Source organism: Hoeflea sp. Naph1 (genome assembly GCF_046837775.1).
Classification (GTDB): Bacteria; Pseudomonadota; Alphaproteobacteria; order Rhizobiales; family Rhizobiaceae; genus Hoeflea.
The window spans coordinates 498,267-524,081 of the sequence record NZ_CP177286.1; the positions used below are offsets into that span (position 1 = coordinate 498,267).

31 protein-coding genes are annotated in these 25,815 nt (G+C 58.9%); 16 read left to right on the plus strand and 15 right to left on the minus strand.

Features of this window, described 5'->3' with window-relative positions:
* Positions 1–21: 21 nt before the first annotated feature.
* From ACK6D9_RS02405 to hemE, 7 genes are all read right to left on the minus strand, one after another.
* Entirely contained in the window at positions 22–816 is a 795-nt protein-coding gene (locus tag ACK6D9_RS02405) for a ParA family protein (RefSeq protein WP_322989889.1), read from the minus strand.
* Positions 817–832: 16 nt separating this feature from the next.
* Positions 833–1,477, minus strand: a complete 645-nt coding sequence (gene rsmG / locus ACK6D9_RS02410; RefSeq protein WP_412050496.1) for a 16S rRNA (guanine(527)-N(7))-methyltransferase RsmG — start codon at positions 1,475–1,477, stop codon at positions 833–835.
* A complete protein-coding gene (gene mnmG / locus ACK6D9_RS02415) occupies positions 1,474–3,348 on the minus strand; it encodes a tRNA uridine-5-carboxymethylaminomethyl(34) synthesis enzyme MnmG (RefSeq protein ID WP_412050497.1) in 1,875 nt (624 codons plus the stop codon). Before mnmG ends, rsmG begins: the two co-directional genes overlap by 4 nt.
* A gap of 174 nt (positions 3,349–3,522) precedes the next feature.
* Positions 3,523–4,845: a tRNA uridine-5-carboxymethylaminomethyl(34) synthesis GTPase MnmE gene (mnmE, locus tag ACK6D9_RS02420; protein ID WP_412050498.1), complete on the minus strand. Its 1,323-nt coding sequence runs from the start codon at positions 4,843–4,845 to the stop codon at positions 3,523–3,525.
* A 43-nt stretch (positions 4,846–4,888) separates the two neighbouring features.
* Positions 4,889–6,154: a transcription termination factor Rho gene (rho, locus tag ACK6D9_RS02425; protein WP_267654566.1), complete on the minus strand. Its 1,266-nt coding sequence runs from the start codon at positions 6,152–6,154 to the stop codon at positions 4,889–4,891.
* A 198-nt stretch (positions 6,155–6,352) separates the two neighbouring features.
* Positions 6,353–6,898: a protoporphyrinogen oxidase HemJ gene (gene hemJ / locus ACK6D9_RS02430; RefSeq protein WP_412051710.1), complete on the minus strand. Its 546-nt coding sequence runs from the start codon at positions 6,896–6,898 to the stop codon at positions 6,353–6,355.
* Entirely contained in the window at positions 6,895–7,935 is a 1,041-nt protein-coding gene (hemE, locus tag ACK6D9_RS02435) for a uroporphyrinogen decarboxylase (RefSeq protein WP_412050499.1), read from the minus strand. The genes hemJ and hemE overlap by 4 nt, the downstream gene beginning before the upstream one ends.
* A 375-nt stretch (positions 7,936–8,310) precedes the next feature.
* Here hemE and ACK6D9_RS02440 point away from each other — a divergent pair, with 375 nt between their 5' ends.
* Genes ACK6D9_RS02440 through dnaQ form a run of 5 tightly spaced genes read left to right on the plus strand, consistent with a single transcriptional unit; the run spans position 8,311 to position 11,918 of the window.
* Positions 8,311–9,132 (plus strand): pyruvate, water dikinase regulatory protein, encoded by an 822-nt coding sequence (locus ACK6D9_RS02440; RefSeq protein WP_267654569.1) that lies wholly within the window; start codon positions 8,311–8,313, stop codon positions 9,130–9,132.
* Positions 9,133–9,169: 37 nt separating this feature from the next.
* The gene (locus ACK6D9_RS02445) at positions 9,170–9,763 is read left to right on the plus strand and encodes a Maf-like protein (protein ID WP_412050500.1); all 594 of its coding nucleotides are present in this window, start codon (positions 9,170–9,172) and stop codon (positions 9,761–9,763) included.
* Entirely contained in the window at positions 9,756–10,613 is an 858-nt protein-coding gene (locus ACK6D9_RS02450) for a shikimate dehydrogenase (protein ID WP_412050501.1), read from the plus strand. Before ACK6D9_RS02445 ends, ACK6D9_RS02450 begins: the two co-directional genes overlap by 8 nt.
* On the plus strand, positions 10,610–11,203 hold the full coding sequence (gene coaE, locus ACK6D9_RS02455; RefSeq protein ID WP_412050502.1) for a dephospho-CoA kinase: 594 nt from the start codon (positions 10,610–10,612) through the stop codon (positions 11,201–11,203). Before ACK6D9_RS02450 ends, coaE begins: the two co-directional genes overlap by 4 nt.
* Positions 11,204–11,213: 10 nt before the next feature.
* Positions 11,214–11,918, plus strand: coding sequence for a DNA polymerase III subunit epsilon (gene dnaQ, locus ACK6D9_RS02460; RefSeq protein WP_412050503.1), 705 nt, complete (start codon positions 11,214–11,216; stop codon positions 11,916–11,918).
* Between the two features lie 72 nt (positions 11,919–11,990).
* On the opposite strand, the gene secB is transcribed toward dnaQ, so the two are convergent.
* Positions 11,991–12,506, minus strand: coding sequence for a protein-export chaperone SecB (secB, locus tag ACK6D9_RS02465; RefSeq protein WP_322988186.1), 516 nt, complete (start codon positions 12,504–12,506; stop codon positions 11,991–11,993).
* An 82-nt stretch (positions 12,507–12,588) separates the two neighbouring features.
* Positions 12,589–13,125, minus strand: a complete 537-nt coding sequence (locus tag ACK6D9_RS02470; protein ID WP_412050504.1) for an FxsA family protein — start codon at positions 13,123–13,125, stop codon at positions 12,589–12,591.
* Positions 13,126–13,257: 132 nt separating this feature from the next.
* Here ACK6D9_RS02470 and ACK6D9_RS02475 point away from each other — a divergent pair, with 132 nt between their 5' ends.
* From ACK6D9_RS02475 to ACK6D9_RS02490, 4 genes are read left to right on the plus strand one after another with little or no spacing between them, the layout of a single operon-like run.
* Complete coding sequence (locus tag ACK6D9_RS02475) at positions 13,258–13,962, plus strand: Tim44/TimA family putative adaptor protein (protein WP_322988188.1); 705 nt, start codon at positions 13,258–13,260, stop codon at positions 13,960–13,962.
* Complete coding sequence (locus tag ACK6D9_RS02480; protein ID WP_412050505.1) at positions 13,962–15,095, plus strand: murein transglycosylase A; 1,134 nt, start codon at positions 13,962–13,964, stop codon at positions 15,093–15,095. The genes ACK6D9_RS02475 and ACK6D9_RS02480 overlap by 1 nt, the downstream gene beginning before the upstream one ends.
* The gene (locus ACK6D9_RS02485; protein ID WP_267654578.1) at positions 15,085–15,636 is read left to right on the plus strand and encodes a Smr/MutS family protein; all 552 of its coding nucleotides are present in this window, start codon (positions 15,085–15,087) and stop codon (positions 15,634–15,636) included. Before ACK6D9_RS02480 ends, ACK6D9_RS02485 begins: the two co-directional genes overlap by 11 nt.
* Entirely contained in the window at positions 15,636–16,058 is a 423-nt protein-coding gene (locus ACK6D9_RS02490; RefSeq protein WP_412050506.1) for a helix-turn-helix domain-containing protein, read from the plus strand. Before ACK6D9_RS02485 ends, ACK6D9_RS02490 begins: the two co-directional genes overlap by 1 nt.
* 44 nt (positions 16,059–16,102) lie before the next feature.
* Here the strand turns inward: ACK6D9_RS02490 and ACK6D9_RS02495 are convergent, their stop codons facing one another.
* From ACK6D9_RS02495 to hslV, 5 genes are all read right to left on the minus strand, one after another.
* Positions 16,103–17,089 carry a DUF1402 family protein gene (locus tag ACK6D9_RS02495; RefSeq protein ID WP_412050507.1) on the minus strand — a complete coding sequence of 329 codons (987 nt, stop codon included), beginning with the start codon at positions 17,087–17,089 and terminating at the stop codon, positions 16,103–16,105.
* 98 nt (positions 17,090–17,187) lie between these two features.
* Positions 17,188–18,495 carry an ATP-dependent protease ATPase subunit HslU gene (gene hslU / locus ACK6D9_RS02500; protein WP_412050508.1) on the minus strand — a complete coding sequence of 436 codons (1,308 nt, stop codon included), beginning with the start codon at positions 18,493–18,495 and terminating at the stop codon, positions 17,188–17,190.
* Positions 18,496–18,502: 7 nt separating this feature from the next.
* Complete coding sequence (locus tag ACK6D9_RS02505; protein ID WP_412050509.1) at positions 18,503–19,663, minus strand: hypothetical protein; 1,161 nt, start codon at positions 19,661–19,663, stop codon at positions 18,503–18,505.
* On the minus strand, positions 19,660–19,800 hold the full coding sequence (locus ACK6D9_RS02510; protein WP_412050510.1) for a hypothetical protein: 141 nt from the start codon (positions 19,798–19,800) through the stop codon (positions 19,660–19,662). The genes ACK6D9_RS02505 and ACK6D9_RS02510 overlap by 4 nt, the downstream gene beginning before the upstream one ends.
* Positions 19,787–20,347 (minus strand): ATP-dependent protease subunit HslV, encoded by a 561-nt coding sequence (hslV, locus tag ACK6D9_RS02515; protein ID WP_322988194.1) that lies wholly within the window; start codon positions 20,345–20,347, stop codon positions 19,787–19,789. The genes ACK6D9_RS02510 and hslV overlap by 14 nt, the downstream gene beginning before the upstream one ends.
* Positions 20,348–20,528: 181 nt before the next feature.
* Here hslV and hisB point away from each other — a divergent pair, with 181 nt between their 5' ends.
* From hisB to coaA, 7 genes are read left to right on the plus strand one after another with little or no spacing between them, the layout of a single operon-like run.
* A complete protein-coding gene (gene hisB / locus ACK6D9_RS02520) occupies positions 20,529–21,137 on the plus strand; it encodes an imidazoleglycerol-phosphate dehydratase HisB (protein ID WP_412050511.1) in 609 nt (202 codons plus the stop codon).
* A 33-nt stretch (positions 21,138–21,170) separates the two neighbouring features.
* Positions 21,171–21,638: a DUF2628 domain-containing protein gene (locus ACK6D9_RS02525; RefSeq protein WP_412050512.1), complete on the plus strand. Its 468-nt coding sequence runs from the start codon at positions 21,171–21,173 to the stop codon at positions 21,636–21,638.
* Between the two features lie 5 nt (positions 21,639–21,643).
* On the plus strand, positions 21,644–22,294 hold the full coding sequence (hisH, locus tag ACK6D9_RS02530) for an imidazole glycerol phosphate synthase subunit HisH (protein ID WP_412051711.1): 651 nt from the start codon (positions 21,644–21,646) through the stop codon (positions 22,292–22,294).
* A gap of 1 nt (position 22,295) precedes the next feature.
* Positions 22,296–23,066 carry a 1-(5-phosphoribosyl)-5-[(5-phosphoribosylamino)methylideneamino]imidazole-4-carboxamide isomerase gene (gene hisA, locus ACK6D9_RS02535; RefSeq protein ID WP_412050513.1) on the plus strand — a complete coding sequence of 257 codons (771 nt, stop codon included), beginning with the start codon at positions 22,296–22,298 and terminating at the stop codon, positions 23,064–23,066.
* Entirely contained in the window at positions 23,063–23,839 is a 777-nt protein-coding gene (gene hisF / locus ACK6D9_RS02540; RefSeq protein ID WP_267654587.1) for an imidazole glycerol phosphate synthase subunit HisF, read from the plus strand. Before hisA ends, hisF begins: the two co-directional genes overlap by 4 nt.
* Before the next feature lie 27 nt (positions 23,840–23,866).
* Entirely contained in the window at positions 23,867–24,190 is a 324-nt protein-coding gene (locus tag ACK6D9_RS02545) for a phosphoribosyl-ATP diphosphatase (RefSeq protein ID WP_322988199.1), read from the plus strand.
* Between the two features lie 2 nt (positions 24,191–24,192).
* Positions 24,193–25,179, plus strand: a complete 987-nt coding sequence (gene coaA, locus ACK6D9_RS02550; protein ID WP_322988200.1) for a type I pantothenate kinase — start codon at positions 24,193–24,195, stop codon at positions 25,177–25,179.
* On the opposite strand, the gene ACK6D9_RS02555 is transcribed toward coaA, so the two are convergent.
* Entirely contained in the window at positions 25,176–25,787 is a 612-nt protein-coding gene (locus tag ACK6D9_RS02555) for an alpha-ketoglutarate-dependent dioxygenase AlkB family protein (RefSeq protein ID WP_412050514.1), read from the minus strand. The two genes, coaA and ACK6D9_RS02555, sit on opposite strands and share 4 nt — an antisense overlap.
* Between the last annotated feature and the right edge of the window lie 28 nt (positions 25,788–25,815).

The following is a 25,815-nucleotide window of genomic DNA, read 5'->3' on the forward strand; positions in this document are numbered from 1 at the left end:
CTCGCTGTTCCGGTAACCGAATCAGGCAGCTTTACGATTGCGTTCCCGCTGAATTACTTCCGACGCCAATTGCAGATAGGCCTGGCTTCCGGCGCATTTGAGATCATACAGGATTGCCGGTTTGCCATAGGACGGCGCTTCGGAAACCCTCACATTGCGCGGAATCAGTGTCCGGTAGACCTTGTCGCCGAGATGCGCGCGGACATCGTCCACGACCTGCAACGCAAGATTATTGCGCGAATCATACATCGTCATCACGATGCCCTGGATATCCAGCGTCGGGTTGAGCGATGTCCGGACCTGCCCCACGGTTTCCAGCAACTGGCTAAGTCCTTCAAGGGCAAAGAATTCGCATTGCAGCGGCACCAGGATCGAATGGGCGGCGGCCATGGCGTTCATGGTCAGCAGGTTGAGCGAGGGCGGACAGTCGATCAGCACATAGCTGTAGGCTTTGGCATCCTCGGCCTGCAGCGCTTTGCGCAGGCGATACACCCGGTCCGGCATGCCGGCGATTTCCATCTCGACGCCAAGCAGATCCATGGTCGAAGGGATGATACTCAGATGCGGTACCGCGGTCTGCATCACCGTTTCGCTGACGCTGGCATTCTGTGTCAGCAAATCATAGGCCGAAAACTCCCGGTCCTTGCGGTCAATTCCGAGCCCCGTACTGGCATTGCCCTGCGGATCAATATCGACAATCAGCACTTCCTCGCCAATCGCGGCCAGCGCGGTGGCAAGATTGATGGCAGTGGTGGTCTTGCCGACGCCGCCCTTCTGGTTGGCGATGGTAATGATCCGGTTTTTCGAAATTGGCATCGACTATTGTCCGCGACTAGTTGCGCTTGGAAAAATTGCTGATCTGAAGGATGGCTGATCCGTCCTGCAGCAGACTATGATGTTCTATCAGATCAAAGGTCCAATGGTCACGTGCCGAACGCACTTCATCGGGGTAATCCAAGCCTTTGTGGAGCCATAACTGGATATCCGCATTATCTGCCGCAAAAGCGGCGCTATGACCAAGCAAATCGGTCAGCGGGGCCAGTGCGCGAGCGGAAATCGCATCAATTTTTCCGATCTTTTCCCTTGCGGCGTCGATTCGCATTGGATGGACAGTGGCTCTCGCCCCGGTTTGGGCAACTGCCTGGCGCAGAAAAGACGCCTTTTTATAGTTGCTCTCCACCAGATGCACCCAACCCGCACCCTTTTCCGCGAGGCAGATCGCCATGACAACGCCCGGAAAACCGGCACCGCTGCCCATGTCCATCCAGGTGAGAGGTGCCGGCTGCAAGCGAAACAACTGCAAACTGTCCTGAATGTGCCGATCCCAAAGCTGCGGCAGTGTCTTCTGGGAGATCAAATTGATCGCAGGCTGCCATTTCCTGATCAGGGCTGCATAAAGTTCCAGCCGATCCATTGTTTCACGTGAAACAAAGCCGGATTCGGTTTCCCTCAAGATCTGTTTGGAACCCGTTGTCATAGCGATGCCACCTTCTTCGAACAGCAGTTCGCTTCGCGCTTTAGATAAGCAAGAATCAAGGCGATCGCCGCAGGGGTCATTCCCTCTATCCGCTCGGCATGCCCAATTGATGGCGGCCTGATCCGCGAAAGCTTCTGCTTCAATTCCGTCGTCAAGCCCGGAAGATCCTCGAATTCAAAGTTCGACGGAATCAATCTGCCCTCTTCCTTGCGTCGCTCGACAATATCCTGCTGCTGTCTGACAAGATAAACCGCGTAAGCGGCATCCACCGAGGCAGCGCGCAGAATACCGGGATCATACGCGGACAGTTCCGGCCAGACACGCAGGATCTGTTCAAGTGATACTTCCGGAAAAGCCAATAACTGAAACGCCGACCGACGCATTCCATCCTTGTTGAGAACCAGACCATGCTTCGCAGCTTCGTTCGGCGTCAACGTACGGGTCTCCAAATCGGACAAACATTTCGACAGCGAATCGAAATAGATCTCGAACCTTTTCTGGCGAGTCGTTGACACACAGCCAAGCTCGATCGCCAGGGGCGTCAACCGCTGTTCCGCATTATCGGCACGCAGCGACAGACGATATTCCGCCCGGGACGTAAACATTCGATACGGTTCTGTTACTCCACGCGTGGTCAGATCGTCGATCATCACGCCAATATAGGAATTTGTGCGGCTGAACACACAAGGTTCCCGACCCTGAACCAGCAGCGCTGCATTCAAACCGGCCACCAGCCCCTGGGCGCCGGCTTCCTCATATCCAGTTGTGCCATTGATTTGTCCCGCAAGGAACAATCTACCGATGCGGCGGGTCTCAAGCGTTTGTCCCAGCTCACGCGGATCAACATGGTCATACTCAATCGCGTAGCCGGGTTGAATGATGCGTACATTCTCAAGCCCTGCCATCGTCCTGAGAAAAGCGTCCTGAACATCTTCCGGCAATGATGTAGATATGCCGTTCGGATAGACCGTGTCGTCCTCGAGACCTTCGGGCTCCAGAAACACCTGGTGTCCATCGCGCTCACCGAAGCGCACGATCTTGTCTTCTATCGACGGGCAATAGCGCGGGCCAACGCCACCGATCTGGCCTGAATACATCGCAGACCGATGAATATTATCCTGAATGATCTTGTGGGTAGCCGTGTTGGTTCGTGTAATACCGCAACGGATCTGAGGAACCGTGATGGACTCCGTCATGAAGGAAAAGGGCACAGGCTCGGCATCTGCTTCCTGCCAACTGACCTTTTCCCAATCGATCGTCTTGCCATCGAGCCGCGCCGGCGTGCCAGTCTTAAGCCGCCCCAGCGCGAACCCCGCCTTTTCCAGTGTTTCCGAAAGACCCAGCGCGGGGTCTTCGCCCATGCGGCCAGCCGGAATTTTGCGATCGCCAATATGGATCAGTCCACGCAGGAATGTCCCGGTCGTTAGTACCACGGCACCGCACTCAATTTGACGTCCGTCCTTCAGGCAAACGCCCTGAACCTGCCCGTCAGGATTTATCAGGTCGTCAACTTCACCCTCGATGATATCCAGGTTCTCAGTCGATTCTAGCAAAGACAGGATAGCTTTACGATAGAGTTTGCGGTCCGCCTGCGTACGCGGGCCCCAGACAGCGGGCCCCTTGCGCCGGTTCAACATCCGGAATTGGATTCCTGCGCTGTCGGCGGCGAGGCCCATCAACCCATCCATCGCATCGATCTCGCGGACAAGATGACCTTTGCCAAGACCGCCAATAGCCGGATTGCACGACATCGTACCGATAGTGTCGCGACGATGCGTAATCAGCGCCGTTTTAACGCCAAGGCGTGCAGATGCCGCAGCCGCTTCGCTGCCTGCGTGGCCACCGCCAATCACGATCACATCATAACGCATGGGTATTCTCCGGATGGAAGGGTTTTTGGTGATGCGGAGCCTCAAGTCAAGTCAGAAACGTTTCACGTGAAACAAATCCGGCCGGTAGGAGAAACAAGAAGTTCATTCTGTCGTAGTGTTTCACGTGAGTCACGCCCTAGAACGGTGACCAATCCATCAGGTGTTTCACGTGAATCATTTCCCGACGCAGAATTCAGAAAAGATAACATCTAGAAGGTCTTCAACGTCCACTGCACCAGTAATCCTGCCAATATGGGTCGCCGCACTTCGCAACAGTTCCGAACGCACTTCAATCGGCAATTCATCTTCTCTCAGCGACTTCCTCAAATCAGATAGGCACCGATCCAGCAACAAGACATGCCGGGACCGCGTTGGTAGCCCAGAGCCACCCTCAGAATCCAGTTTGGATAACCGATTGGCGATTTTGCCGAGTAAAGCATCAATTCCGAAACCGGTCTTGCTCGATACTGCCAATTCTGTCGATGAAGCATCTGGAGTATCATCAGCCGCAAGATCAATTTTGGTTCTGACCGTAAGCAAGGCCTTCCGGTTTCTTAGTGGTAATTCGGAAGAGGGGGAAGCGCAGGGCTCAACCAATTCAAGCACCAGGTCCGCCTGGTCAGCACTCGCCATGCTGCGGCGGATACCTTCCTGCTCCACCGCGTCTTCAGTCTCCCGAAGACCGGCGGTGTCCTGCAGCAAAACCAGGTAACCCCCGATATCCAGCCGGACCTCGACCACATCCCGGGTGGTTCCTGGTGTCTCCGACACAATCACCACATCCCTCTGCGCCAGGCAGTTTAACAGCGACGATTTACCTGCGTTCGGTGGGCCAATCAGAGCAATCCGAAATCCCTCCCGGATGATTTCTGCGGCCTTTGCTTTTGATAGATGCGCCTCGATTTCCTTTATCAGTAATGCGAGGTCCGGCCAGATCCGATCCGTTACCGATCCCGGAACATCTTCCTCATCCGAAAAATCCAGTTCTGCCTCAATCATCGCCCGTGCATGGGTAAGCCGCTTTGCCCAGTTACCATAAAGCGACTTGAGGTTGCCGTCGGACTGGCCAAGTGCCTGCTTGCGCTGGGCTTCGGTTTCGGCCTGGATCAGATCTGCCAATCCCTCAACCGCTGTCAGATCCATTCGGCCGTTTTCAAACGCACGCCTGGTGAATTCACCGGGCTCGGCTTCTCGCAAGCCCTCAAGTGCAGAAAGGGCTAATAGCACGGCATTGATCGACGCGCGGCTGCCATGAATTTGCAATTCCGCGACGTCTTCACCAGTATATGAGTGTGGTCCAGGAAAAAAGAGAGCGAGACCCTGATCAAGCACCGCACCATCGGCACCGATGATTTTGCAGAGACGCGCCATACGTGCCGGCGGCACGTTGCCCGTCAATGTCAAAAGCGCGCTTTGTACCCGTGGACCCGAGATGCGGATGACCGCGACGCCAGCTGGCGGCGCCCCGGTCGATAACGCAAAGATGGTTTCTCGCATAATAGTACCGGATCCGAATCGAATAGACCGATTCTGCGGTCTATCAGGTATTCATTGAATCGAAGAAATCGCTGTTGGTCTTCGTCTGCTTGAGCTTGTCGATGAGGAACTCAATCGCATCGGTGGTTCCCATTGGAGCCAGAATACGCCGCAGCACGAAAATCTTCTGCAAATCCTGACGTGGAACCAGCAAGTCCTCCTTGCGGGTACCGGATTTGAGAATATCCATCGACGGGAAGATCCGCTTGTCAGCAACCTTGCGGTCAAGCACGATTTCGGAGTTGCCAGTGCCCTTGAACTCTTCAAAAATCACTTCATCCATGCGCGAACCTGTATCGATCAGCGCCGTGGCGATAATTGTCAGCGAGCCACCTTCTTCGATATTACGCGCAGCACCGAAGAAGCGTTTCGGTCGTTGCAAGGCATTGGCGTCAACACCACCGGTCAGAACCTTGCCTGATGACGGAACAACGGTGTTGTAGGCGCGACCCAGACGCGTGATCGAATCAAGCAGAATGACCACATCCCGGCCATGTTCGACCAGGCGCTTGGCCTTTTCGATCACCATTTCGGCGACCTGAACGTGGCGAACTGCCGGCTCATCGAAGGTCGAAGCCACCACTTCGCCCTTCACAGAGCGTTGCATGTCGGTCACTTCTTCCGGCCGTTCGTCGATCAGCAGCACGATCAGGTAGCAATCCGGATGATTGGCGGTGATTGAATGGGCAATGTTCTGCAATAGCACGGTTTTACCGGTGCGCGGCGGTGCCACGATCAACCCGCGTTGGCCCTTGCCGATCGGTGCTACCAGATCGATTACCCGTGCGGAGATGTCCTTGGTGGTCGGATTGTCGACTTCCATCTTGAACCGTTCATCGGGATAAAGCGGCGTCAGATTGTCAAAATGCACCTTGTGGCGGATCTTTTCAGGATCCTCGAAATTGATGGTGTTGACCTTCAACAGCGCAAAATAACGCTCGCCTTCCTTGGGACCGCGAATCGGGCCTTCCACCGTGTCACCGGTTTTCAACGAGAAACGGCGGATCTGCGAAGGGGAGATATAGATATCATCCGGGCCAGGCAGGTAGTTTGCATTGGCAGAACGCATGAAGCCAAAGCCGTCCTGCAAGACTTCAACAACACCTTCGCCGATTATCTCGACTTCCTGCGCTGCGAGTTGCTTGAGGATAGCAAACATCAGTTCCTGTTTGCGAAGTACACCAGCATTTTCTACTTCAACCGATTCGGCGAATGCCAGCAAATCGGTTGCACTCTTGTTTTTGAGCTCTTGAAGCTTCATTTCCTGCATGGGAAATCCAAGTCTAGAATGTAAATTCGTGGGGAAAGACGGGCATTTAGACGCGGCCATGAAAGCCAACCAGATTGTGACTGGCGCCCGCCTAGGGAAGGCGTTGACTGTTAGATAGCGATTCACGTGAAACGCTGCAAGCCCCGAAACAGCGACATTTGCGCCTGCAGGCCCGATCGAGTGAAGAAAACACGAGCCTCAGCTGAACGGCTTGATGATCACCATGATCACCACAACGATCATCAACACCGTGGGAATCTCGTTTGCCATCCGCCATTGCCGTGCTGTCAGGGTATTTTCACCCTGCGCAAAACGCTTCGCCGAGCGGCTGAGATACATGTGAAACACCGTCAGCCCGATTACCGCAGCGATCTTGAGCCACAACCAAAGCCCGACAAACGAAAATCCGCTCCAGGCAAGCCAGAGACCCACCCCCCAGGAAACCATCATCGCCGGGTTCATGATCACTTTGACCAGCCGTTGCTCCATCACCACGAAGGTGGTGGCCACCTCACCTCCCGCTACAGCGTCGGCGTGATAGACAAACAGCCGCGGCAGGTAAAACAGCCCTACCATCCACGACATCACCGCCACGACATGCAGCACCTTGAGCCAGCCATAGAGCCAGTCAGGTTCAAACCACCAGCCAAGCAAAGCCAGCACGACCACAACCGCAATCGACATCGAAGCCTTGATCCGTGCCTTGCGGCCCTCGCTGGCGCTTGTCGCCTTGAGACCCATCAGTTGTTGCCTGCGCTGCGCACCCGCTTGATCAACCGTGTGACGTTTTCAGGATCGGCCTGCGGGGTGATGCCATGCCCGAGATTGAAGATCAGCGGCCCGCCGCCAAGTGTTTCCAGCACCGTGTCAACGCCCCGATCGAGCGCCGTCCCACCAGCCACCATCAAGAGCGGGTCGAGATTGCCCTGCACCGCGCCGCCTTCCTGGATCTTTTGCCCGAGCTTTGCCGGCACAGTCCAGTCGAGCCCAACGCAATCGATGCCCGTTGCCACACGGTAATTTTCCAGCATCGCTCCGGCGCCCTTGGCAAAACCAATCACCGGTACGCCCGGCCGTTCGGCCTTGATGCGATCAACGATCCGCTTCATCGGCCCGATTGCGAACCGGGAAAAATCTGCCTCTGACAGCACGCCCGCCCAGGAATCAAAGATCTGTACCGCGTCTGCGCCGGCATCGATCTGCGCAATCAGATAATCGGCCGACATCTCGGCCAACAGTTTGAGCAGCGTCATAAAACTTTCCGGATGCTGCATGGCAAACAGCCGGGCAGGGGCCTGGTCGGGGGTTCCGTGCCCGGCAATCATATAGGTTGCCACAGTCCAAGGCGCCCCGCAGAAGCCGAGCAGGGTGGTCTCCGTGGGTAGTTCCGCCCGCAGCCGCCGCACCGTCTCGTAGACCGGCGCCAGGTGTGCGTGCATGCCACTGCCATCCAAGCGACCAATCTCTTCAGCGGAGATCGGATCCATCAATGGGCCCGTACCTTCGACAAAGCGAACATTGCGGTCAAGCGCATCAGGGATCACCAGGATATCGGAGAAAAGGATCGCTGCATCAAAGCCAAACCTGCGGATTGGCTGTAGCGTCACTTCCACAGCCAGATCCGGCGTGTAGCAGAGATCGAGAAACCCTTTCGCTGTTGCCCGTGTCTTTCGGTATTCGGGTAAATAGCGACCAGCCTGGCGCATCAGCCATATCGGTGGCGGGAACACGGTTTCTCCGCTCAGCACCTTCATTACCTTGCGATCACCGGGGTTTTCCATGGTCTATCCCTTAAAGAAAATCCTTACTGAAAAGGATTCTGATTCTATGACTCTGTGTTTTACGGGGATTGGCTTTTATCCACAACTTGTCCACAGCTTGTTCAGCCAATCCCGTCCTATATGAACATGCCTCCTGGTTGGATATGGGGCAGGGCCCGTCGGGAATAAAGCTGCAGATTCAGAGATATCACCCGATCAACCCATTTTCGCCATGTCCATGGTTAATTGCTTGTCCCCAAATCCGGCTAAACAACGTCCGAGCCTCTCCCGGAAATCGCCTTTGTGGATAAAACCCCACTTTGTCCCTTGCCATCGGGGGGCCCGCTCACTTAGCTCAAGCCTGTCCCCGGTTATCAACAGCCATCGGAGAATCCTGTGGAGCAGGCCAAAAACTATTTCCATCTGCATCTCATCTCCGATTCGACCGGCGAGACGCTGATGGCCGCTGGCCGCGCTGCCGCCGCCCAGTTCCAGGGCGCGCAGGCGCTCGAGCATGTGTACCCGCTAATCAGAACCCGCAAACAGCTGTTTGCGGTGCTGGATGCCATCGATGGCGCCCCCGGCATCGTGCTTTATACCATCGTCGACGCAGAGCTTTCCTCAATCATCGAACTCAAATGCCGCGACATGGGCCTGCCCAGCGTGTCGGTGCTGGAACCGGTGATCAATGTGTTTCAGTCCTATCTCGGTGCCCCGTCCCGTCGTCGGGTTGGCGCCCAGCACGCCATGGGCGAGGAATATTTCAAGCGTATCGACGCGCTGAATTTCACACTTGATCATGATGACGGCCAGTTACCGCCGGATTTCGAGGAGGCCGATCTTGTCATTCTCGGCATCAGCCGCACCTCGAAAACGCCAACCTCGATCTATCTCGCCAACCGTGGCGTCAAGACCGCCAACATCCCGATTGTTCACGGTGTGCCGCTTCCCGAAGGCCTGATCACAGCCAAGAAGCCGCTTGTCGTCGGGCTCGTCGCCTCTGTCGATCGCATTGCCCATGTTCGGCAGAATCGGGTGCTGGGCACGACCGCGGACTATCATGGTGAGCACTACACTGACCGCGCGCTGATCAGCGAGGAACTCAAATATGCCCGCATGCTGTGCGAACGGCACAACTGGCCGGTGATTGACGTCAGCCGCCGCTCGATCGAGGAAACCGCCGCGGCAATCCTTGCCTTGCGGCCCAAGTGGCACTAGTTCCGGTGACCCGGCAAGACATATTGAAGGAGTGCCCATGACGCCCGACCTCATCCTTGCATCGGCGAGCCCTTTCAGGAAAATGCTGCTGCAGAACGCCGGCCTGAAATTTGTTTCACAGCCGGCGCAAATCGACGAACGCGCCGTTGAAGAGACCGTGCAAGGTCTGGACGCTGAAGATCTGGCGACAATTCTGGCTGAAGCCAAGGCGCAGGATGTGTCCAGTCGTCATCCCGGCGCCGTCGTCATCGGTTCCGATCAGACGCTATCGCTTGACGGTGAAATCTTCCACAAGCCTGAAAACATGGATCAGGCCCGGCGCCGGCTGCTCAAGCTTTCTGGTCGCACCCATTTGCTCAACAGCGCGGTGGTGTTGGCAAGGGATGGTGAAACTCTTTGGCGTCATGTTTCCGTGGCGCGGATGACGATGCGCCAACTCGACCCGGGTTTTGTCGGTCGTCATCTCGCCAATGTCGGAGACCGCGCTCTGTCGTCGGTTGGCGCCTACCAGTTTGAAGGCGAGGGCATCCAGTTGTTCGAGCGCATCGAAGGTGATTATTTCGCCATCGTCGGTCTGCCGTTGCTGCCGCTACTAGCCCATTTGCGCGAATTGGCAGTCATCGATGGTTGATGTCGCAATGAATGCACCGCGCGCCTTTGTTATCGGCGACCCCATCAGCCATTCGCGTTCGCCACTGATCCACCGCTACTGGCTGGCAAATGCCGGAATTGGTGGCAGCTATGATCCGGTAGAGATTAAACCGAAAGATCTTCCGGAGTTCGTGGCCCGTCTGAAGGATGGCGCTGCGGGTTTCGCCGGCGGTAATGTCACCCTTCCTCATAAGCAGGCCATCGCCGAACTGGTCGATACAACCGACGAAACTGCGCGACAGATCGGCGCCGTCAACACGGTCTGGCGCGAGGACGGCCAACTCAAAGCTACCAACACCGATTCGCACGGATTTGCCGCCAATCTCGATGCCAGCGCACCCGGCTGGGACAAGACCCAATCGGCGCTGGTTCTGGGCGCCGGCGGGGCCAGCCGGGCCATCATTCATGCGCTCCTGGCGCGCGGCTTCGGTTCGGTGCGGATCGTCAACCGCACCCAATCGCGTGCCCGTGAATTGGCCGAACGGTTCGGCCCGCGCGTTTCCGCGCACGCCATGGAGGATCTTCCGGAACTCCTCATCGGAACCGGCCTGTTCGTTAACACCACCTCATTGGGCATGGGCGGAACCACGGTTCCCGAACTCGATTTCATAGCCATGGCACCAGGCGCGCTGGTAACCGATATCGTCTATGTGCCGCTGCAAACGCCGATTCTGAAGATGGCGGCCGCTCAGGGACTTGCCACTGTCGATGGGCTCGGCATGCTGTTGCATCAGGCCGTGCCCGGTTTTGAAAAATGGTTTGGAATCAGGCCCGAAGTCACCACCGAACTTCGGCAATTGGTAATTGCCGACATGGAGCAGCACGCATGATCGTCATTGGCCTGACCGGTTCGATCGGCATGGGAAAATCGACCACCGCCGAAATGTTCAGCAATGCCGGTATTCCGGTAATCAGCGCCGACGAGATCGTTCATGAGCTTTACCGCGGCGAAGCAGTGCAGCCGATTGAAGCCGCTTTCCCGGGAGCAACGGTTGATGGTGCGGTTGATCGCGAGGCGTTGTCGCGCACGCTTCTTGCCGATCCGACCGGTTTTGAAAGGCTTGAAGCCATTATTCACCCGCTGGTGCGCGCCCGCGAGGAGGCCTTTGTCGATCAGGCCCGGGCGGACGGCCATGCCATGGTGCTGGTCGACATTCCGCTGCTTTACGAAACCGGGGCCGAAAACCGGGTCGATGTGGTTGTTGTCGTCACCTGCGATGCCGATATCCAGCGCCAGCGCGTCATGGCGCGGCCAGGGATGACGGTCGAAAAATTCGAGGCTATCCTGGCGCGACAGGTGCCGGATGCGGAGAAACGCGCGCGCGCCGATCATATCATCGATACCGGCCAGGGGCTGGAACCGGCCCGTCGTCAGGTCGCAGACATCATTGCGGCGCTCGGCGCCAGCAAACAGGGTTAAGGCAAGCGGCATGCGTGAAATCGTCTTCGATACTGAAACCACCGGCCTCGACAACAAGGCTGACCGGATCATTGAAATCGGCTGCATCGAGCTCGACAACCAGTTTCCGACTGGAAGATCGCTGCATCTTTTCATCAATCCGGCTGGCCGCAAGGTGCATCCCGATGCGCTTGCCGTTCACGGCATCACCGATGCCTTTCTGGCCGACAAGCCGGCGTTCTCCGAAGTTGCCGAAGAAATCGTCGCGTTTTTTGATGGTGCACGTTACGTCGCTCACAACGCCAATTTCGATATGGGATTTCTCAATTCGGAGTTTCAGCGGATCGATCTGCCAGCGGTGGAGCCCGACCGGGTCGTCGATACGCTGGCGCTGGCTCGCCGCCGCCATCCGATGGGCCCCAACAGCCTCGATGCGCTCTGTCGCCGTTATGGAATCGACAATTCGCATCGGACCAAGCACGGCGCGCTGCTCGACGCCGAACTGCTGACGGATGTCTATATCGAGATGCTGGGCGGTCGCCAGGCGGCCCTTGGGTTGTCGGATGTCGAAGATGCCAATGTTGTCGAGACCACCGAGCATGTGGTGGTCGAGATCGGCCACCGCCCAAGCCCGCTGCCCGAGCGCCTGACCGTGGTCGACCTCGAGGCTCATTCCAAGCTGGTCGCCCGTATTGGCGAAAATGCACTTTGGCTGAAGACGCCCGGCGAAACGTGATTGTTGCGACAGGCATTCTGGCATAAAAAAAGCCGCCTGCAGGCGGCTTTTCCCGATTTGAAATTCCGAGGTTTAGTTGACCGGTGGAGTAGCAATCTTCGCCTTGGTCTGCTCTTCGGCCATGCGCTGCTGGAACATCTGCGCAAAATCGATCGGATCGACCAGCAGCGGCGGGAAACCGCCGTTGCGGGTGGCGTCGGCAACGATCTGCCGGGCAAACGGGAACAGGATGCGCGGGCATTCAATGAACAGCAGCGGCAGCATGTGCTCTTGCGGAAAACCAACAACCCGGAACACGCCGCCATAAACCAGCTCGACGTTGAACACCACGGTATCGCCGCTCTTGGCTTCGGCGTTCATGGTCAGCAGCACATCAAATTCAGTCTCGCCCAGTGGATTGGCGTTGACGTTGACGTTGATGTTGATGGTCGGTGCCTTCTCGCGCGGTCCGAGCGATTTTGGCGCGCCCGGATTTTCAAACGACAGGTCCTTCACATACTGTGCCAGAACATTGAGCGTTGGCGCTTCGCCGTTGCCCTTCGCCTCGCCTGCGGCGGCGCCGCTTGTGCCGGTAGTATCCTTTGCCATGTGGCCTTTTCCCATTCTTTCGTCCGCCAGGGCGGTTTTCCGGTAAATTGTTCGCGCTTGGGCTAGCATTTCGTCACAAAGCTTACAACCCGTTTACGCCGCCCTTGCCGTTCCTGCGATGGTCCGACAGCCTGTCGGTGTCGCCATTGCCGGGTGAATTGCCCGGCTGACGCTCATATTCGTCGGCGTCGAGATCGACCACGCCGTCTGGTGTTCGCGGTCCACCTTGCGGCCCGGAACTGAAGCCGCTGCTCATGGTCTGAACCACGACCCGGTTCTTGACCAGTCGCCACACCCTGTCGCGAACAGCCGGGACGAACAGCAGAAAGCCCAGCGAATCAGTGACGAAACCAGGCGTCAGCAGCAGCACGCCCGCCACCAGCAGCATCACGCCATGAACCAGTTCGCGTCCGGGAACCCGGTTGGCACGCATTTCCGAGTTGATGCGATTGAACAGCCCGATTCCCTGCCAGCGCAACAGGAAGCTGCCGACCACGGCGGTCAGAAGCACCATGCCAAGTGTGGCCCAAACCCCTATCTGGCCGCCGATGACGACAAAGGCGGCGATCTCGGCCAGCGGTATGGCGAGAAGCAAAAACGGGATCAGGGAGAAGCGCATAGAGAGGTTTCCGAGCTTGATGCCGGGTCAGGATTGCCGCCCGCATGAAATAGAATGCCACAACCCTTTGATTGATTGGCCCGGGGGCATTATATGCATCCTTACCGATGATGAAACCGAAAGAAGGCGGGAATGGGTTCCTTTGATTTTGTGACGTTCTTCTTTTTTGTGGCGGCGGTGATTATTTTCATCCAGCTGCGGTCGGTGCTTGGCAAGCGCACCGGCAGCGAACGCCCGCCGCGCGAGCAGACGGCCCGCCGTGAACAGGCAGGCACTGAAGGCGGAATGGACGATCCGAAAGTGGTTACACTTCCCCGCCGCGGCCGGGAAAATGCCGAACCGGACATGTTTGCTGCAGTTGATGCCTATGCCGAACCGGGCAGTGAACTCAACGAGGGTCTGCGCGAGGTGGTCACCGCCGATCCGTCGTTTACGCCTCAGGAGTTCGTCGGAGGCGCTACCATGGCTTACGAGATGATCGTCTCGGCCTATGCTGACGGTGATCGCAAGGCGCTGAAGGGCTTGTTGTCGCGCGAGGTCTTCGACGGCTTTGTTGCCGCCATCGATGAACGCGAAGCCCGTGGTGAGACCGTCCGGTCAAACTTTGTAGGCATCGAGAAGGCCAACATCATCCAGGCCGAGATGAAGGGGACGGAAGCCAATATCACCCTGCGCATCATCAGCCAGCTGATTTCCGCGACGCTCGACAAGGACGACAAGGTGATCGAAGGCGATCTGGTCGACGTTACCGATGTCAATGATGTCTGGACTTTCTCCCGGGATACACGGTCGAAGGATCCGAACTGGCGTCTGATCGCGACGGAAGCTGATCAGTAATGAATGTGTCGCTTCGGCGGGAAGAATTCGCATCGCTGCCCGGTTGGGCAGACGATGCGCCCGCCGCAGCCCTTGCAGCATTTTGCCGTTCAGCCCGGTATGTTGCTCAAAATGGCCTCTACAAGACCGGTGCGCTGGGCCTTTCCGCTGAAGGATTCAAGCCGGCTTATGATGCCGCACTCACCTTGCAGGCTACCGAATCCGGCTTAGTATCCGAAGGCGAGGCGCGCGCCTTCTTTGAAAAATGGTTCCGCCCGGTAAGAATTGATGTTGATGACGGTGCTGGGTTCGTAACCGGCTATTATGAGCCTGAGCTGGAAGTCACCGCGACAGCCGATCCAGATCATGCTTTCCCGTTTTTGCGCAAACCCGACAACCTGGTGAAGGTGTCGGATCCCGACAATCCGCCGGTAGGGATCCCCGACGGCTATGCGTTCATGCTCGAGCAGAACGGCGAGGGCAGTGTCTGCCCGGACCGGCAGGCCATCGAAACGGGAGCCTTCGGCGGCCAGGGTCTCGAGATCGCCTGGGCTGGCTCGCGCGCGGACGTTTTCTTTGCCCATGTCCAGGGCTGCGCCCGTCTCGCCTTTCCCAATGGCCGCAACCGCCGAATCACCTATGCCGCCAAGAGCGGTCACCCCTTTACCGGTATCGGCGGATTGTTGGTCGAACGCGGCGAGATTGCCGCGAGCGACATTTCAATGGCTGCGATCCGGCAGTGGCTTGCTGCCAATCCGCAGCACGCCGATCAACTGATGTGGCAAAACCGTTCTTTCATTTTCTTTCGCGAGGCTGATGTCGATGACCCGCGGCTTGGCCCGGTGGCTGCCGCCAAGGTGCCGCTTGAGCCGGGACGGTCGCTGGCCGTTGACCGGCATATACATACCTTCGGAACACCTTTTTTCATCAATGCGCCGGATCTGGCTGATTTTGACGCCGACCGGCCGTTTGCGCGGCTGATGATAGCCCAGGACACCGGCACCGCAATCGTTGGTGCGACGCGCGGCGATCTTTTTGCCGGATCGGGGCCGGTGGCTGGCGACAAGGCGGGCGCCATCAGGAACAAGGCGTCATTCACCCTGCTGGCGCCGGCCGGATCTCAATGTGCGCGGCGGGCCGGTCATGAAAGATGACAAGCGCAAGCTCAGCCATGAAGACCGGATAATCTGGGCGCAGGTGGCCCGGACCGTTGAGGCCTTCCCCGGCAAGAGCGTTGAGGGAGACGACTGGTTTGCCGTCGAAACACCGCAGCCCAAGGCCATGCGCCCAGATAAACCCGCACCACCCGCCCGGCCGGAGATGCCGCGCAAGCTTCAACCCGCGCCCCGGCCAAAGGTTCAGCCGATCGAGCAGCCGGTGGTTCGCAAGCTGGCCCGCGGCCGCTTGCCGATCGATGGTCGCATCGATCTTCATGGCCTGACCCAGAGTGAGGCCCACAATCTTCTCTGGGGGTTTCTGGCCCGCGCCCATGAGCGTGGCCTTCGCCATGTGCTGGTGATCACCGGCAAGGGCACGTCCCGCGGCGGCGCCGGTGTGCTCAAACGGCACGTGCCCGAATGGCTGACCAAGCCGGAATTCCGGTTTCTTATTTCCGGATATGAGGATGCGGCGCGCGGCCATGGTGGCGAAGGCGCTCTCTACATCAGGCTGCGCCGCATCCGGGAGAAGCCGTGATGACCCCGTTTGGTGAAGCCCTTCGTCGGCTGCGCGCCGAGCGCGGCGTGACCCAGCGCGAGATGGCCAAGGCCATTGGCGTGTCTCCGGCCTATCTGTCGGCGCTCGAGCATGGCCAGCGCTCCGAACCGAGCTGGCAATTTGTCCAGCGGGTGATCGGCTATTTCAACATCATCTGGGACGAGGCCGAGGAACTGCAGGCGCTTAGCGGGCTGTCGCGGCCGAAAGTAACCATCGATACCGCCGGGCTGACACCGAAAGCCACCGAGGTTGCCAACCGACTGGCCGCAGCCATTTCTCGGCTCGACGCCGACACGCTGGAACAGATTGGCAAATTGATCGAAACCGGAGAGACTGACGGGGACAACCCGCGTCCGGTGCAGCCGATCCCGCCCGGTCGGGGCGACAAGCTGCCGCGTTAATTGAAAAATCCGAAAATTTGCAAGCGCCAGTGCGCGAGACGGCGCTAATCGGCGATGATCTCGCGTAGCTCCTGTTCATGGTCGTTGACCAGCCAGCCATAATAGTTTTCGCGCGGCAACAGCGGTTCCTGGCCCCGGCTCTTGCGCTTCTGGTTTTCTTCGGCGAGTTCCGCGGCGCGGCGGGCAGCATTGCCGACATTGTAGAGCGTCGCCGTCACGCCGGGATTTTTGGAAATGTCGAAACCGGCGATGTCGCGGTAATTGTCGATCGATTCGGCAATCGATGCAGCCATATAGGCAAGCGTTGAATCCGGCTCCATGATCGCCTCATAGACCTGGGCGGCGTTACCCGCGCTGAGCTTTCTCAATCGCGACACCTTGTTGACGCGGTCGCTGTGGACCAACGCTGTCAGCGGATTGAGCTGGCCGAGGCCAAAGGTCTGGCCGGCGTAGAATGGCTGGAAGAACACTGCCCCGAAACGGTCGTTGGGAAACGATTTGCCGCCGACGGTCTTGCCCCGAAAGTGGTTTTCCCAAACCTCCTCGCGGCAGGTCCAGACTTCCGCCGAGCCCGAGGCTTCCTTGCAGTCATCAAATTCCGGCCGCTTGACGAAAGTGACGACACTCTCGCCATCATGCTCGAAACGGAACCGCTCGCCGGCATAGGAGACTGCCTTGATGTAATAGGTCTGCAATCGGTCATAGGCGTCGACATTGTAGGTGTGCTCGCCCACAAGCGCACCGACAATATGGATCGGATCGATCTTGTAGAGCGCCGACACCTTGCGGATTTTCGATTTGAGCTTGCTGTCGCCGGCGATCAGATCGCGGATTTTCTCATATTTTGCGTCAAAGCTCGATTTGGTTGCCTTCGTACGGCGTTTCGATGCCCCGGGAATGGGGGGCTGTTCGGCGCTGCGGTTGCCAGGCGGCACCAGATCAGCAGCAACCGCCTGCACGGCCGGCGTCAAGCTCATGACAAGCGCGATCGACATCGCAACCATTGTCTTGAGCTTGAAACTGGGTCCCATCGTGATCCTCTTTGGTGGCGCCATCTTCAGGTTGCGCCACATCGCTGCGGCTTGACTGGCCGACATCATGGCCGCGAGGAACCGAATTTTATCGCCGGTTACAGAATGAACCGCGACAGATCGGTATTCTGGGCAAGGTCGCCAACGTGCTCCCGGACATAGTCTGAATCAATCGTGATTGTCGAGCCCGGCTGATCCGGCGCGGTGAAAGAAATCTCGTCGAGAACCCGCTCCATCACCGTTTGCAAACGCCGCGCGCCGATATTCTCGATGCTGCTGTTGAGGTGCACGGCGACCTCGGCCAGCGCGTCGATGGCATCCTCGGTAAAGACCAGCGTCATGTCCTCGGTGGCCATCAATGCCACATATTGCTTGATCAGGCTGGCCTCGGTTTCGGTCAGGATGCGGCGGAAGTCGTCCTTGTCCAACGCCCTGAGTTCCACCCGGATCGGCAACCGGCCCTGGAGCTCAGGCAGCAGGTCGGAAGGTTTCGAGACATGGAAAGCGCCCGACGCGATAAACAAAATGTGATCGGTCTTCACCGGTCCGTATTTGGTCGCCACCGTGGTGCCTTCGACCAGCGGCAGCAGGTCGCGCTGCACGCCTTCGCGGGAGACACCGGCACCGATGCCGCCTTCGCGGGTGGCGATCTTGTCGATCTCGTCAAGGAAAACGATGCCGTCGTCCTCGGCTGATTTTACCGCTTCCTGGTGGATCTGATCCATGTCGAGAAGCTTGTCGGATTCATCGTTGATCAGGGTGGCATAGGATTCGCTTACGGTGGTCTTGATCTTGCGGGTGCGCCCGCCCATCGCCTTGCCCAGCAGATCGCCGATATTCAGCACGCCGATATTGCCGCCCTGCATCCCCGGCAATTCGAATTGCGGCATGCCGTTTCCGGTGTCGGCCACCTCGATCTCGATTTCCTTGTCGTCGAGCAGTCCGTCACGCAATTTCTTGCGGAACGAATCCCGCGTCGCCGGCGACGCAGTTCCGCCGACCAGCGCGTCGAGCACCCGCTCCTCGGCATTGAGCCGTGCCTTGGCTTCCACTTCGCCGCGCTTGCGTTCGCGCACCAGGGTGATACCGACTTCAACCAGATCACGGATAATCTGCTCGACGTCACGGCCGACATAGCCGACCTCGGTGAATTTGGTTGCCTCGACCTTGATGAACGGTGCGCCCGCCAGTCGTGCCAGCCGCCGCGAAATCTCGGTTTTGCCGACGCCGGTCGGTCCGATCATCAGGATGTTCTTGGGCATCACTTCTTCGCGCAGCGGACCATCCAGTTGCTGCCGGCGCCACCGGTTTCTCAGTGCAATCGCCACGGCGCGCTTGGCGTCGTTCTGGCCGATGATGAATCGGTCAAGCTCGGTCACGGTTTCGCGGGGGGAAAAATTGCTCATGTGAAGATTATGCCTTTATAGGTGGAAGCCTGTCGAGGACGGATGTGGGAAGAATTGGTCGGATTATCAAGCGCCGGATCCGCTGCCAGCCTGCGCCGAACAGGATCACCATGGCGCCGATGGCAATCAGGATCAGGGCAAACGGTGGAATTCCGGTGGTGTTGGCAGCGCCATTGACCAGATAGTAGATGCCCACCGAGCCGAAATAGGCCAGCGTTGGCGCCAGCAGCGAGCGCCGGTCGATTGCCAGTGCCACCAGCACGAACACGGCCATCATCAGCCCCAGCAGAACGCTGGCGCTGAGGCCCGGTTCGATCTGGCCCGAAAGCACTTCCTGGCCGGTGGCGAGAATGAACAGCGGATGCACCAGCAGCGGCGCCGACACCACGTGCAGCCAGAAGGCGCAGTCCGACCAGACCGTCTGGCGTTCACGGTCGCGCAGATCAAGCCAGACCGCGACCAGAAATATTGCCAGTCCGCAGACCAGCGGCACCGCCAGCGCATTGGCGAGGATGTCGGCCAACTGTTCCGGCAAAGGTGCAGCGACTGCGCCGCTGACCATTTGGTCATGGTAGAAAACCACGGCGCCCAGAAACGCCAGCCCGGTGGCGGCGATGGCGGCCACACCGGCCAGGATCGGCACCTTGAAGCGGAAGAAATAAAGCCCCGCGGCAGCAATCAGGCCGCCACCGAGGATAAGCCCCACCGGACCGGCTTCGGATCTGAGCGCCAGCAGTGCAAAGGCATTGAGATCACCGGGCAGGTTGACCCGGTTCATCACCGCTTCAATCAGCAGCGACAGCGCCGCCGCCATGAAAATCAGCGCCAGCAGCGTGCTTGAAAGCCGCATCCGTTTTTGCCGGGTAACGATTTCAGCAACCACCCAGCTGCCGAGCGCGATGGCCACGGCGATGGCCGTGTTGCCTTCGACAAATACCGACCGGAGCGCAAACAGCGCACCGGCAAACAACAGCGTGACGCCGACGGTGACAAAAATATCATTGCCGCCGCCAACCAGCCGCATCTGGTCATCGACCGAGGGGGCGGTGGTTTCCTCAAGCGTCTGTCCGTCGCGGCCCTGGCCCGCCATCGCCAGAAGGGCATCGCGTTGCGCGGCATCAAGAATGCCGGCGTTGACTGCGCGATCAAGCGTCACGTCATCAATCATGCGAAGGTCTCGCTATCGGTGTTTTCGCCGGATGGCGTCAGGTTGAGGAATGATCTGGCATTGATGCCCTCGCCGAACGATTCACGTGAAACACTCGGCCACGGCAACTCGACGCGCACCAGCCTATTCGAGATCAAGGGTTTCGATCACGATATTGCCGTTGGTATAGACGCAGATATCACCGGCGATTTCGATCGCACGCCGGGCGATTTCCTCGGCGGTCCGGTCACTGTCCATCAGTGCCCGTGCTGCGGCATAGGCAAAATTGCCGCCGGAACCGATTGCCATCGTGCCGTGTTCGGGCTCCAGCACATCGCCATTGCCGGTGATCGCCAGCGTCACCGTCTTGTCGGCCACCAGCATCATTGCCTCCAGCCGCCGCAAATAGCGGTCGGTGCGCCAGTCCTTGGCTAGCTCGACGGCAGCGCGAGTCAGCTGGTCGGGATATTGCTCCAGCTTGGCTTCAAGCCGCTCCAGCAGCGTGAACGCGTCGGCGGTGGCGCCGGCAAAGCCGGCAATCACATTGTTGTCCTTACCGATGCGGCGGACCTTTCGGGCGTTGCCCTTCATCACGGTCTGGCCAAGGCTGACCTGGCCGTCGCCGGCCATCACCACCTGCTGCCCTTTGCGCACGGTGATAATCGTGGTCGCATGCATCTGGCCAAACGGATTGTGCTCGCTCATCGGGCGTCCTTTCCTTCTAACGGCACACCTGGCCGTAAATTCCAAAGCTTTGCTGTATGTAAGCGTCCGGCGAACGATTGCAAATACGGCGCGGTGCCGGGCAGTACCCTTCGAAAGCCGTTCTGGATATTTGCCGCGCGGGCTGGTATTGAGCGCCGATCCCATTTCCCGGAGATGCCAGATGGCCAGTACCGAGACCGCGCGCACCGCTTCTGTTGCCCGCAAAACCAATGAAACCGACATTTCCGTATCCGTCCGTGTGGATGGAACCGGCGCCGGATCGATTGCGACCGGGGTCGGATTTTTCGATCACATGCTCGAGCAGCTCTCGCGCCACTCGCTGATTGATCTTGATGTCAGCGCCAAGGGCGATTTGCACATTGATGATCACCACACCGTCGAGGATGCCGGCATCGCCATCGGCCAGGCGCTGGCAAAGGCGCTTGGGGACCGCAAGGGTATCTGTCGTTATGCCTCGCTGGACCTGGCGATGGACGAAACCCTGACCCGCGCCGCCATTGATATTTCCGGCCGGCCATTTCTGGTCTGGGATGTCAATTTCTCCGCACCCAAGATCGGGACTTTTGACACCGAACTGGTGCGCGAATTTTTCCAGGCGCTGGCCCAGCATGGCGGCATCACCCTGCATGTGACCAATCTCTATGGCGCCAATAATCACCATATCGCCGAGACCTGCTTCAAGGCAGTGGCCCGCGTGTTGCGCACCGCCTGCGAGATCGATCCGCGGCAGAAAGACCGTATTCCGTCGACCAAGGGGTCGTTGGCCTGAGCTTTCGGGCTTGCGCCTGAACGGGGAAAATTGATGAGTACCTATCTTGTTTTTGCCAGGCCAGGCGCGCCGGTTCCCGATGAGGGGTCGGTGGTTCTAAACGACAGCTTCGCGCCACTGGCCTTCGCGTTTCCGGTGTTCTGGCTGTTGTTCAATCGGCTGTGGCTGGAAGCGCTGTCGGCCATCGTGGTGCTTTTCGCGTCTGTACTGATGATTGCCAGCGACGCTTTCTATTGGCCCGGCCTGGTTCTTGGGCTGGCAGTTTCACTGATCACCGGTCTCGAAGGGCGCAACTGGCGCGCCGCGGCCTTGCTGCGGCGCGGTTGGCGCTTTGCCGATCTGGTCGAGGCCGGTGACGCTGAAACTGCATTCGATATCCATGCCGCCCGGGCCGGGCAAACGGCTGAACAACCCCGCCGCCCGCAACCTGTGTTTAAGGCTGGGCGGATGGAAGCAGGCGCTGAGGGCGCCATTGGCCTTGTGCCGGTTGAAAGGACATGAGTGCTATGCGGGTGGTCATTGTAGATTACGGGTCGGGCAATCTGCGCTCCGCGGTCAAGGCATTCGAGCGCGCCGCGCGCGAAGCTGGCGTCACGGCACAGGTCATTTTGAGCGCCGAAGCGGATGTTGTCGCTGGCGCCGACCGGGTGGTATTGCCGGGCGTTGGCGCTTATGCCGATTGCCGCACTGGGCTTGATGCCATCGACGGCATGAACGCCGCCCTGCGTCATGCGGTGGAGGACAAGGCGCGGCCGTTTCTCGGCATTTGCGTCGGCATGCAGCTGATGTCGAGCCGCGGGCTGGAAAAGACGGTGACCGAGGGATTTGGCTGGATTGCCGGCGACGTGGTCGAGATCAAGCCATCGAATCCGGCTTTGAAGATTCCGCAAATCGGTTGGAATACACTCGATCTCAAGGCTGAGCACCCGTTGTTTGACGGTATCCCGACCGGGCCTGGCGGACTGCACGCCTATTTCGTGCACTCCTATCATTTGGCGGCAAACAATCCCGGTGATGTGCTGGCGACAACCGACTATGGCGGCACGGTGACCGCCGCTGTCGTTCATGACAACAAGGCCGGCACCCAGTTTCACCCGGAAAAGAGCCAGACGCTGGGTCTGGCGCTGATCGCCAATTTCCTCAAATGGAAGCCCTGACATGATCCTGTTTCCCGCCATCGATCTCAAAGACGGCCAGTGTGTTCGGCTCAAGCTGGGCGAAATGGACTCAGCCACGATCTACAACGAGAACCCCGCGGCCCAGGCCCTGGCCTTCGAGAACCAGGGTTTTGAATGGCTGCATGTGGTCGATCTCAACGGCGCTTTCGAAGGTCAGTCGGTCAATGGCTCCGCAGTCGAGGCAATTCTCAAGGCGACCAAAAACCCGGTGCAGCTCGGCGGTGGTATCCGCACGCTGGCGCATATTGAAGCCTGGCTGGAAAAGGGCCTCGCCCGGGTCATTCTCGGCACCATTGCGGTCCGAAATCCCGATCTGGTGCGTGAGGCCTGCAAGCTGTTTCCCGGCCGTGTCGCCGTTGGCATCGACGCCAAGGGCGGCAAGGTGGCGGTCGAAGGCTGGGCCGAGGCTTCCGAACTCGGCGTCATCGAGTTGGCTCGGCGTTTCGAGGGCGCCGGCGTGGCGGCGATCATCTACACCGACATTGATCGCGATGGCATCCTCGCCGGCATCAACTGGCAATCGACCATCGAACTCGCCGATGCGGTGTCGATCCCGGTCATTGCCTCGGGTGGTCTTGCCTCGCTTGCCGACATTGTCCGCATGAAAATGCCTGACGCCGCCCGGCTTGAGGGCGCGATCTCCGGCCGTGCGCTCTATGATGGCCGCATCGATCCGGCCCAGGCGCTGGCGGTACTCAACGGATCGCTCACCGTGGAGCCCGCGCAATTCGAGCAAGGGAACCGCTCATGACCCTGAAATCCCGTGTCATCCCCTGTTTGGATGTGAAAGACGGCCGCGTCGTCAAAGGTGTCAATTTTGTTGACCTGATCGATGCCGGTGATCCGGTTGAGGCAGCCAAGGCTTATGATGCGGCCGGCGCCGACGAGCTTTGCTTTCTCGATATCACTGCTTCGTCCGACAACCGCGAAACCATTTTCGATGTCGTCGCGCAAACCGCCGAGCACTGCTTCATGCCGCTGACGGTTGGCGGCGGTGTCCGCACGGTAGCCGATATTCGCAAGCTGCTGCTCTCGGGCGCCGACAAGGTCTCGATCAACTCCGCCGCGGTCAAAAACCCGGATTTTGTCGCCGAGGCAGCCGACAAGTTCGGCAACCAGTGCATCGTCGTCTCGATCGACTCGAAAAAGGTCTCTGCACCGGGTGAGGCCGACCGTTGGGAAATCTTCACCCATGGTGGCCGGGAACCAACCGGCATCGACGCCGTTGTGTTTGCCGAGCAGATGGTGGAGCGCGGCGCTGGCGAGTTGCTGCTGACCTCGATGGATCGGGATGGCACCAAGGGCGGCTATGATCTCGCACTGACCCGCACCATCGCTGATGCGGTTCGGGTGCCGGTAATCGCCTCCGGCGGCGTCGGTACGCTTGAACATCTGGTCGAGGGAATCCGCGACGGCCACGCCACGGCCGTACTTGCCGCCTCGATTTTCCATTTCGGAACCTATACGATCGGCGAGGCCAAGCAGTATATGGCTGATGCCGGACTTGATATGCGCATGGTCTGAACAGGCCTGAGAAGGGAACCATCTGCCATGACCGATTTCAATCTCGCCGATCTTGAGCGGATTGTTGCCGCCCGGGCCGCCGCCGATCCGGACCAGTCCTGGACCGCGAAACTGGTGGCTGCCGGCATGCAAAGGGCAGCCAAGAAGCTGGGCGAGGAAGCGGTGGAAACAGTCATCGCCGCCACCGCCCAGGGGCGCGAAGAGCTGGTCGCCGAAACCGCCGATCTGCTTTACCATCTCATGGTGGTGCTGCGCATCGCCGATATTCCGCTGGGTGACATCATGGCGGAGCTGGAGCGGCGGACATCCCAATCCGGTCTGGCTGAGAAGGCCGGGCGCAGGGCGGAGTGATCATGGATCAGTCCGACGGTCAGCCACGCGCCCTGGACCATTTTTCAGGCGACGATTTTTCCCCCTACCGGTTCTTTACCGCCGACAAATGGGCGGAGTTCCGCGCCGATACGCCGCTGACGCTGAGCGAGGACGAGGTTCGCCGGCTGCGTTCGCTCAATGATCCGGTGGATCTTGACGAGGTGCGACAGATCTATCTGTCGCTGTCGCGGCTTTTGTCCGCCCATGTTGAATCTTCGCAATTGCTGTTTGAGCAGCGCAAGAAGTTTCTCAATCTCTCGGATGTCGCCAAGACCCCGTTCATCATCGGCATCGCCGGATCGGTGGCGGTCGGCAAGTCCACTACCGCCCGTGTCCTGGCCGAATTGCTGGCGCGTTGGCCTTCGAGCCCGAAGGTCGATCTGGTTACCACTGACGGTTTTCTCTACCCCAACGAAATCCTCCGCCGCGAAAATCTGATGGACCGCAAGGGGTTTCCGGAAAGCTATGATGTCGCCGCGGTGCTGCGGTTCTTATCCGACATCAAGGCCGGCCAGCACAATGTCCGGGCCCGGTGCTATTCGCATCTGACCTATGATGTGCTGCCGGGCGAATACCAGGTTATCGACCGTCCCGACATCCTGATTTTCGAAGGTATCAACGTGTTGCAGGTGCGCGATCTGCCCGAAGACGGCAAGATCATTCCTTTCGTCTCCGATTTTTTTGATTTTTCGATCTATATCGACGCCGAGGAGGCCGACATCCACAGATGGTACGTCGACCGTTTCATGAACTTGCGTCAGACCGCGTTCAAGGATCCGGATTCTTTCTTCCATCGCTATTCCGCCATCGGCGAGGACGCCGCCCGCGCCATTGCCGAAAGCCTCTGGGAAAACATCAACCTGAAGAATTTGCGGCAGAACATTCTGCCGACCCGCCCACGCGCCGATCTGATCCTGGGCAAGGGACCCGATCATCTGATCAGGCAGGTGGCGCTCAGAAAGCTTTAGCGGTCGCCGACCCGCCGCAATGTCAGATTGATCCGGCCACCATCGGCAAGCAGTGTCGATGTCATCGGATGGATCCGGTCGACACCGTGAAAGATCAGCCGGCTTTCACCACCCAGAACAACGATATCGCCGCTTTCCAGCCGGAATGATTTGGTCGGCTGCGTCCGTTCGGTGCCGCCGAACCGGAACAGGCAGGAATCACCCAGCGATACTGACAGCACTGGCGCCGACAGATCGTTTTCGTCGCGATCCTGGTGCAGCCCCATGCGGGCAGAGGTGTCGTAGTAATTGATCAGACAGGCTTGCGGTGGGCGCGGATCGCCGGTCAGTTCCCGCCACATGTCGAGTAGTAGCTGCGGAATCGGCGGCCAGGGCGCATCCGTGACCGGATGGCGGGTCTGATAGCGGTAGCCATTGCGGTCGGCGACCCAGCCGAGATCGCCGCAATTGGACATGCGCACGCTGAACGGTTTGCCGCTGCGGGGCATTTCCGGGCGGTAGAGCGGCGCTTGCCGCACCACCGCCCGGATTTCCTCGAGCAAGGCCTGTTGCCCGGCGCGATCGATATGGTCGGGAATGTGGCGCAGTCCCTTGGGTAGAACCAGCATGTCCGGCCTTGTCGTTCGATCTGGCGTG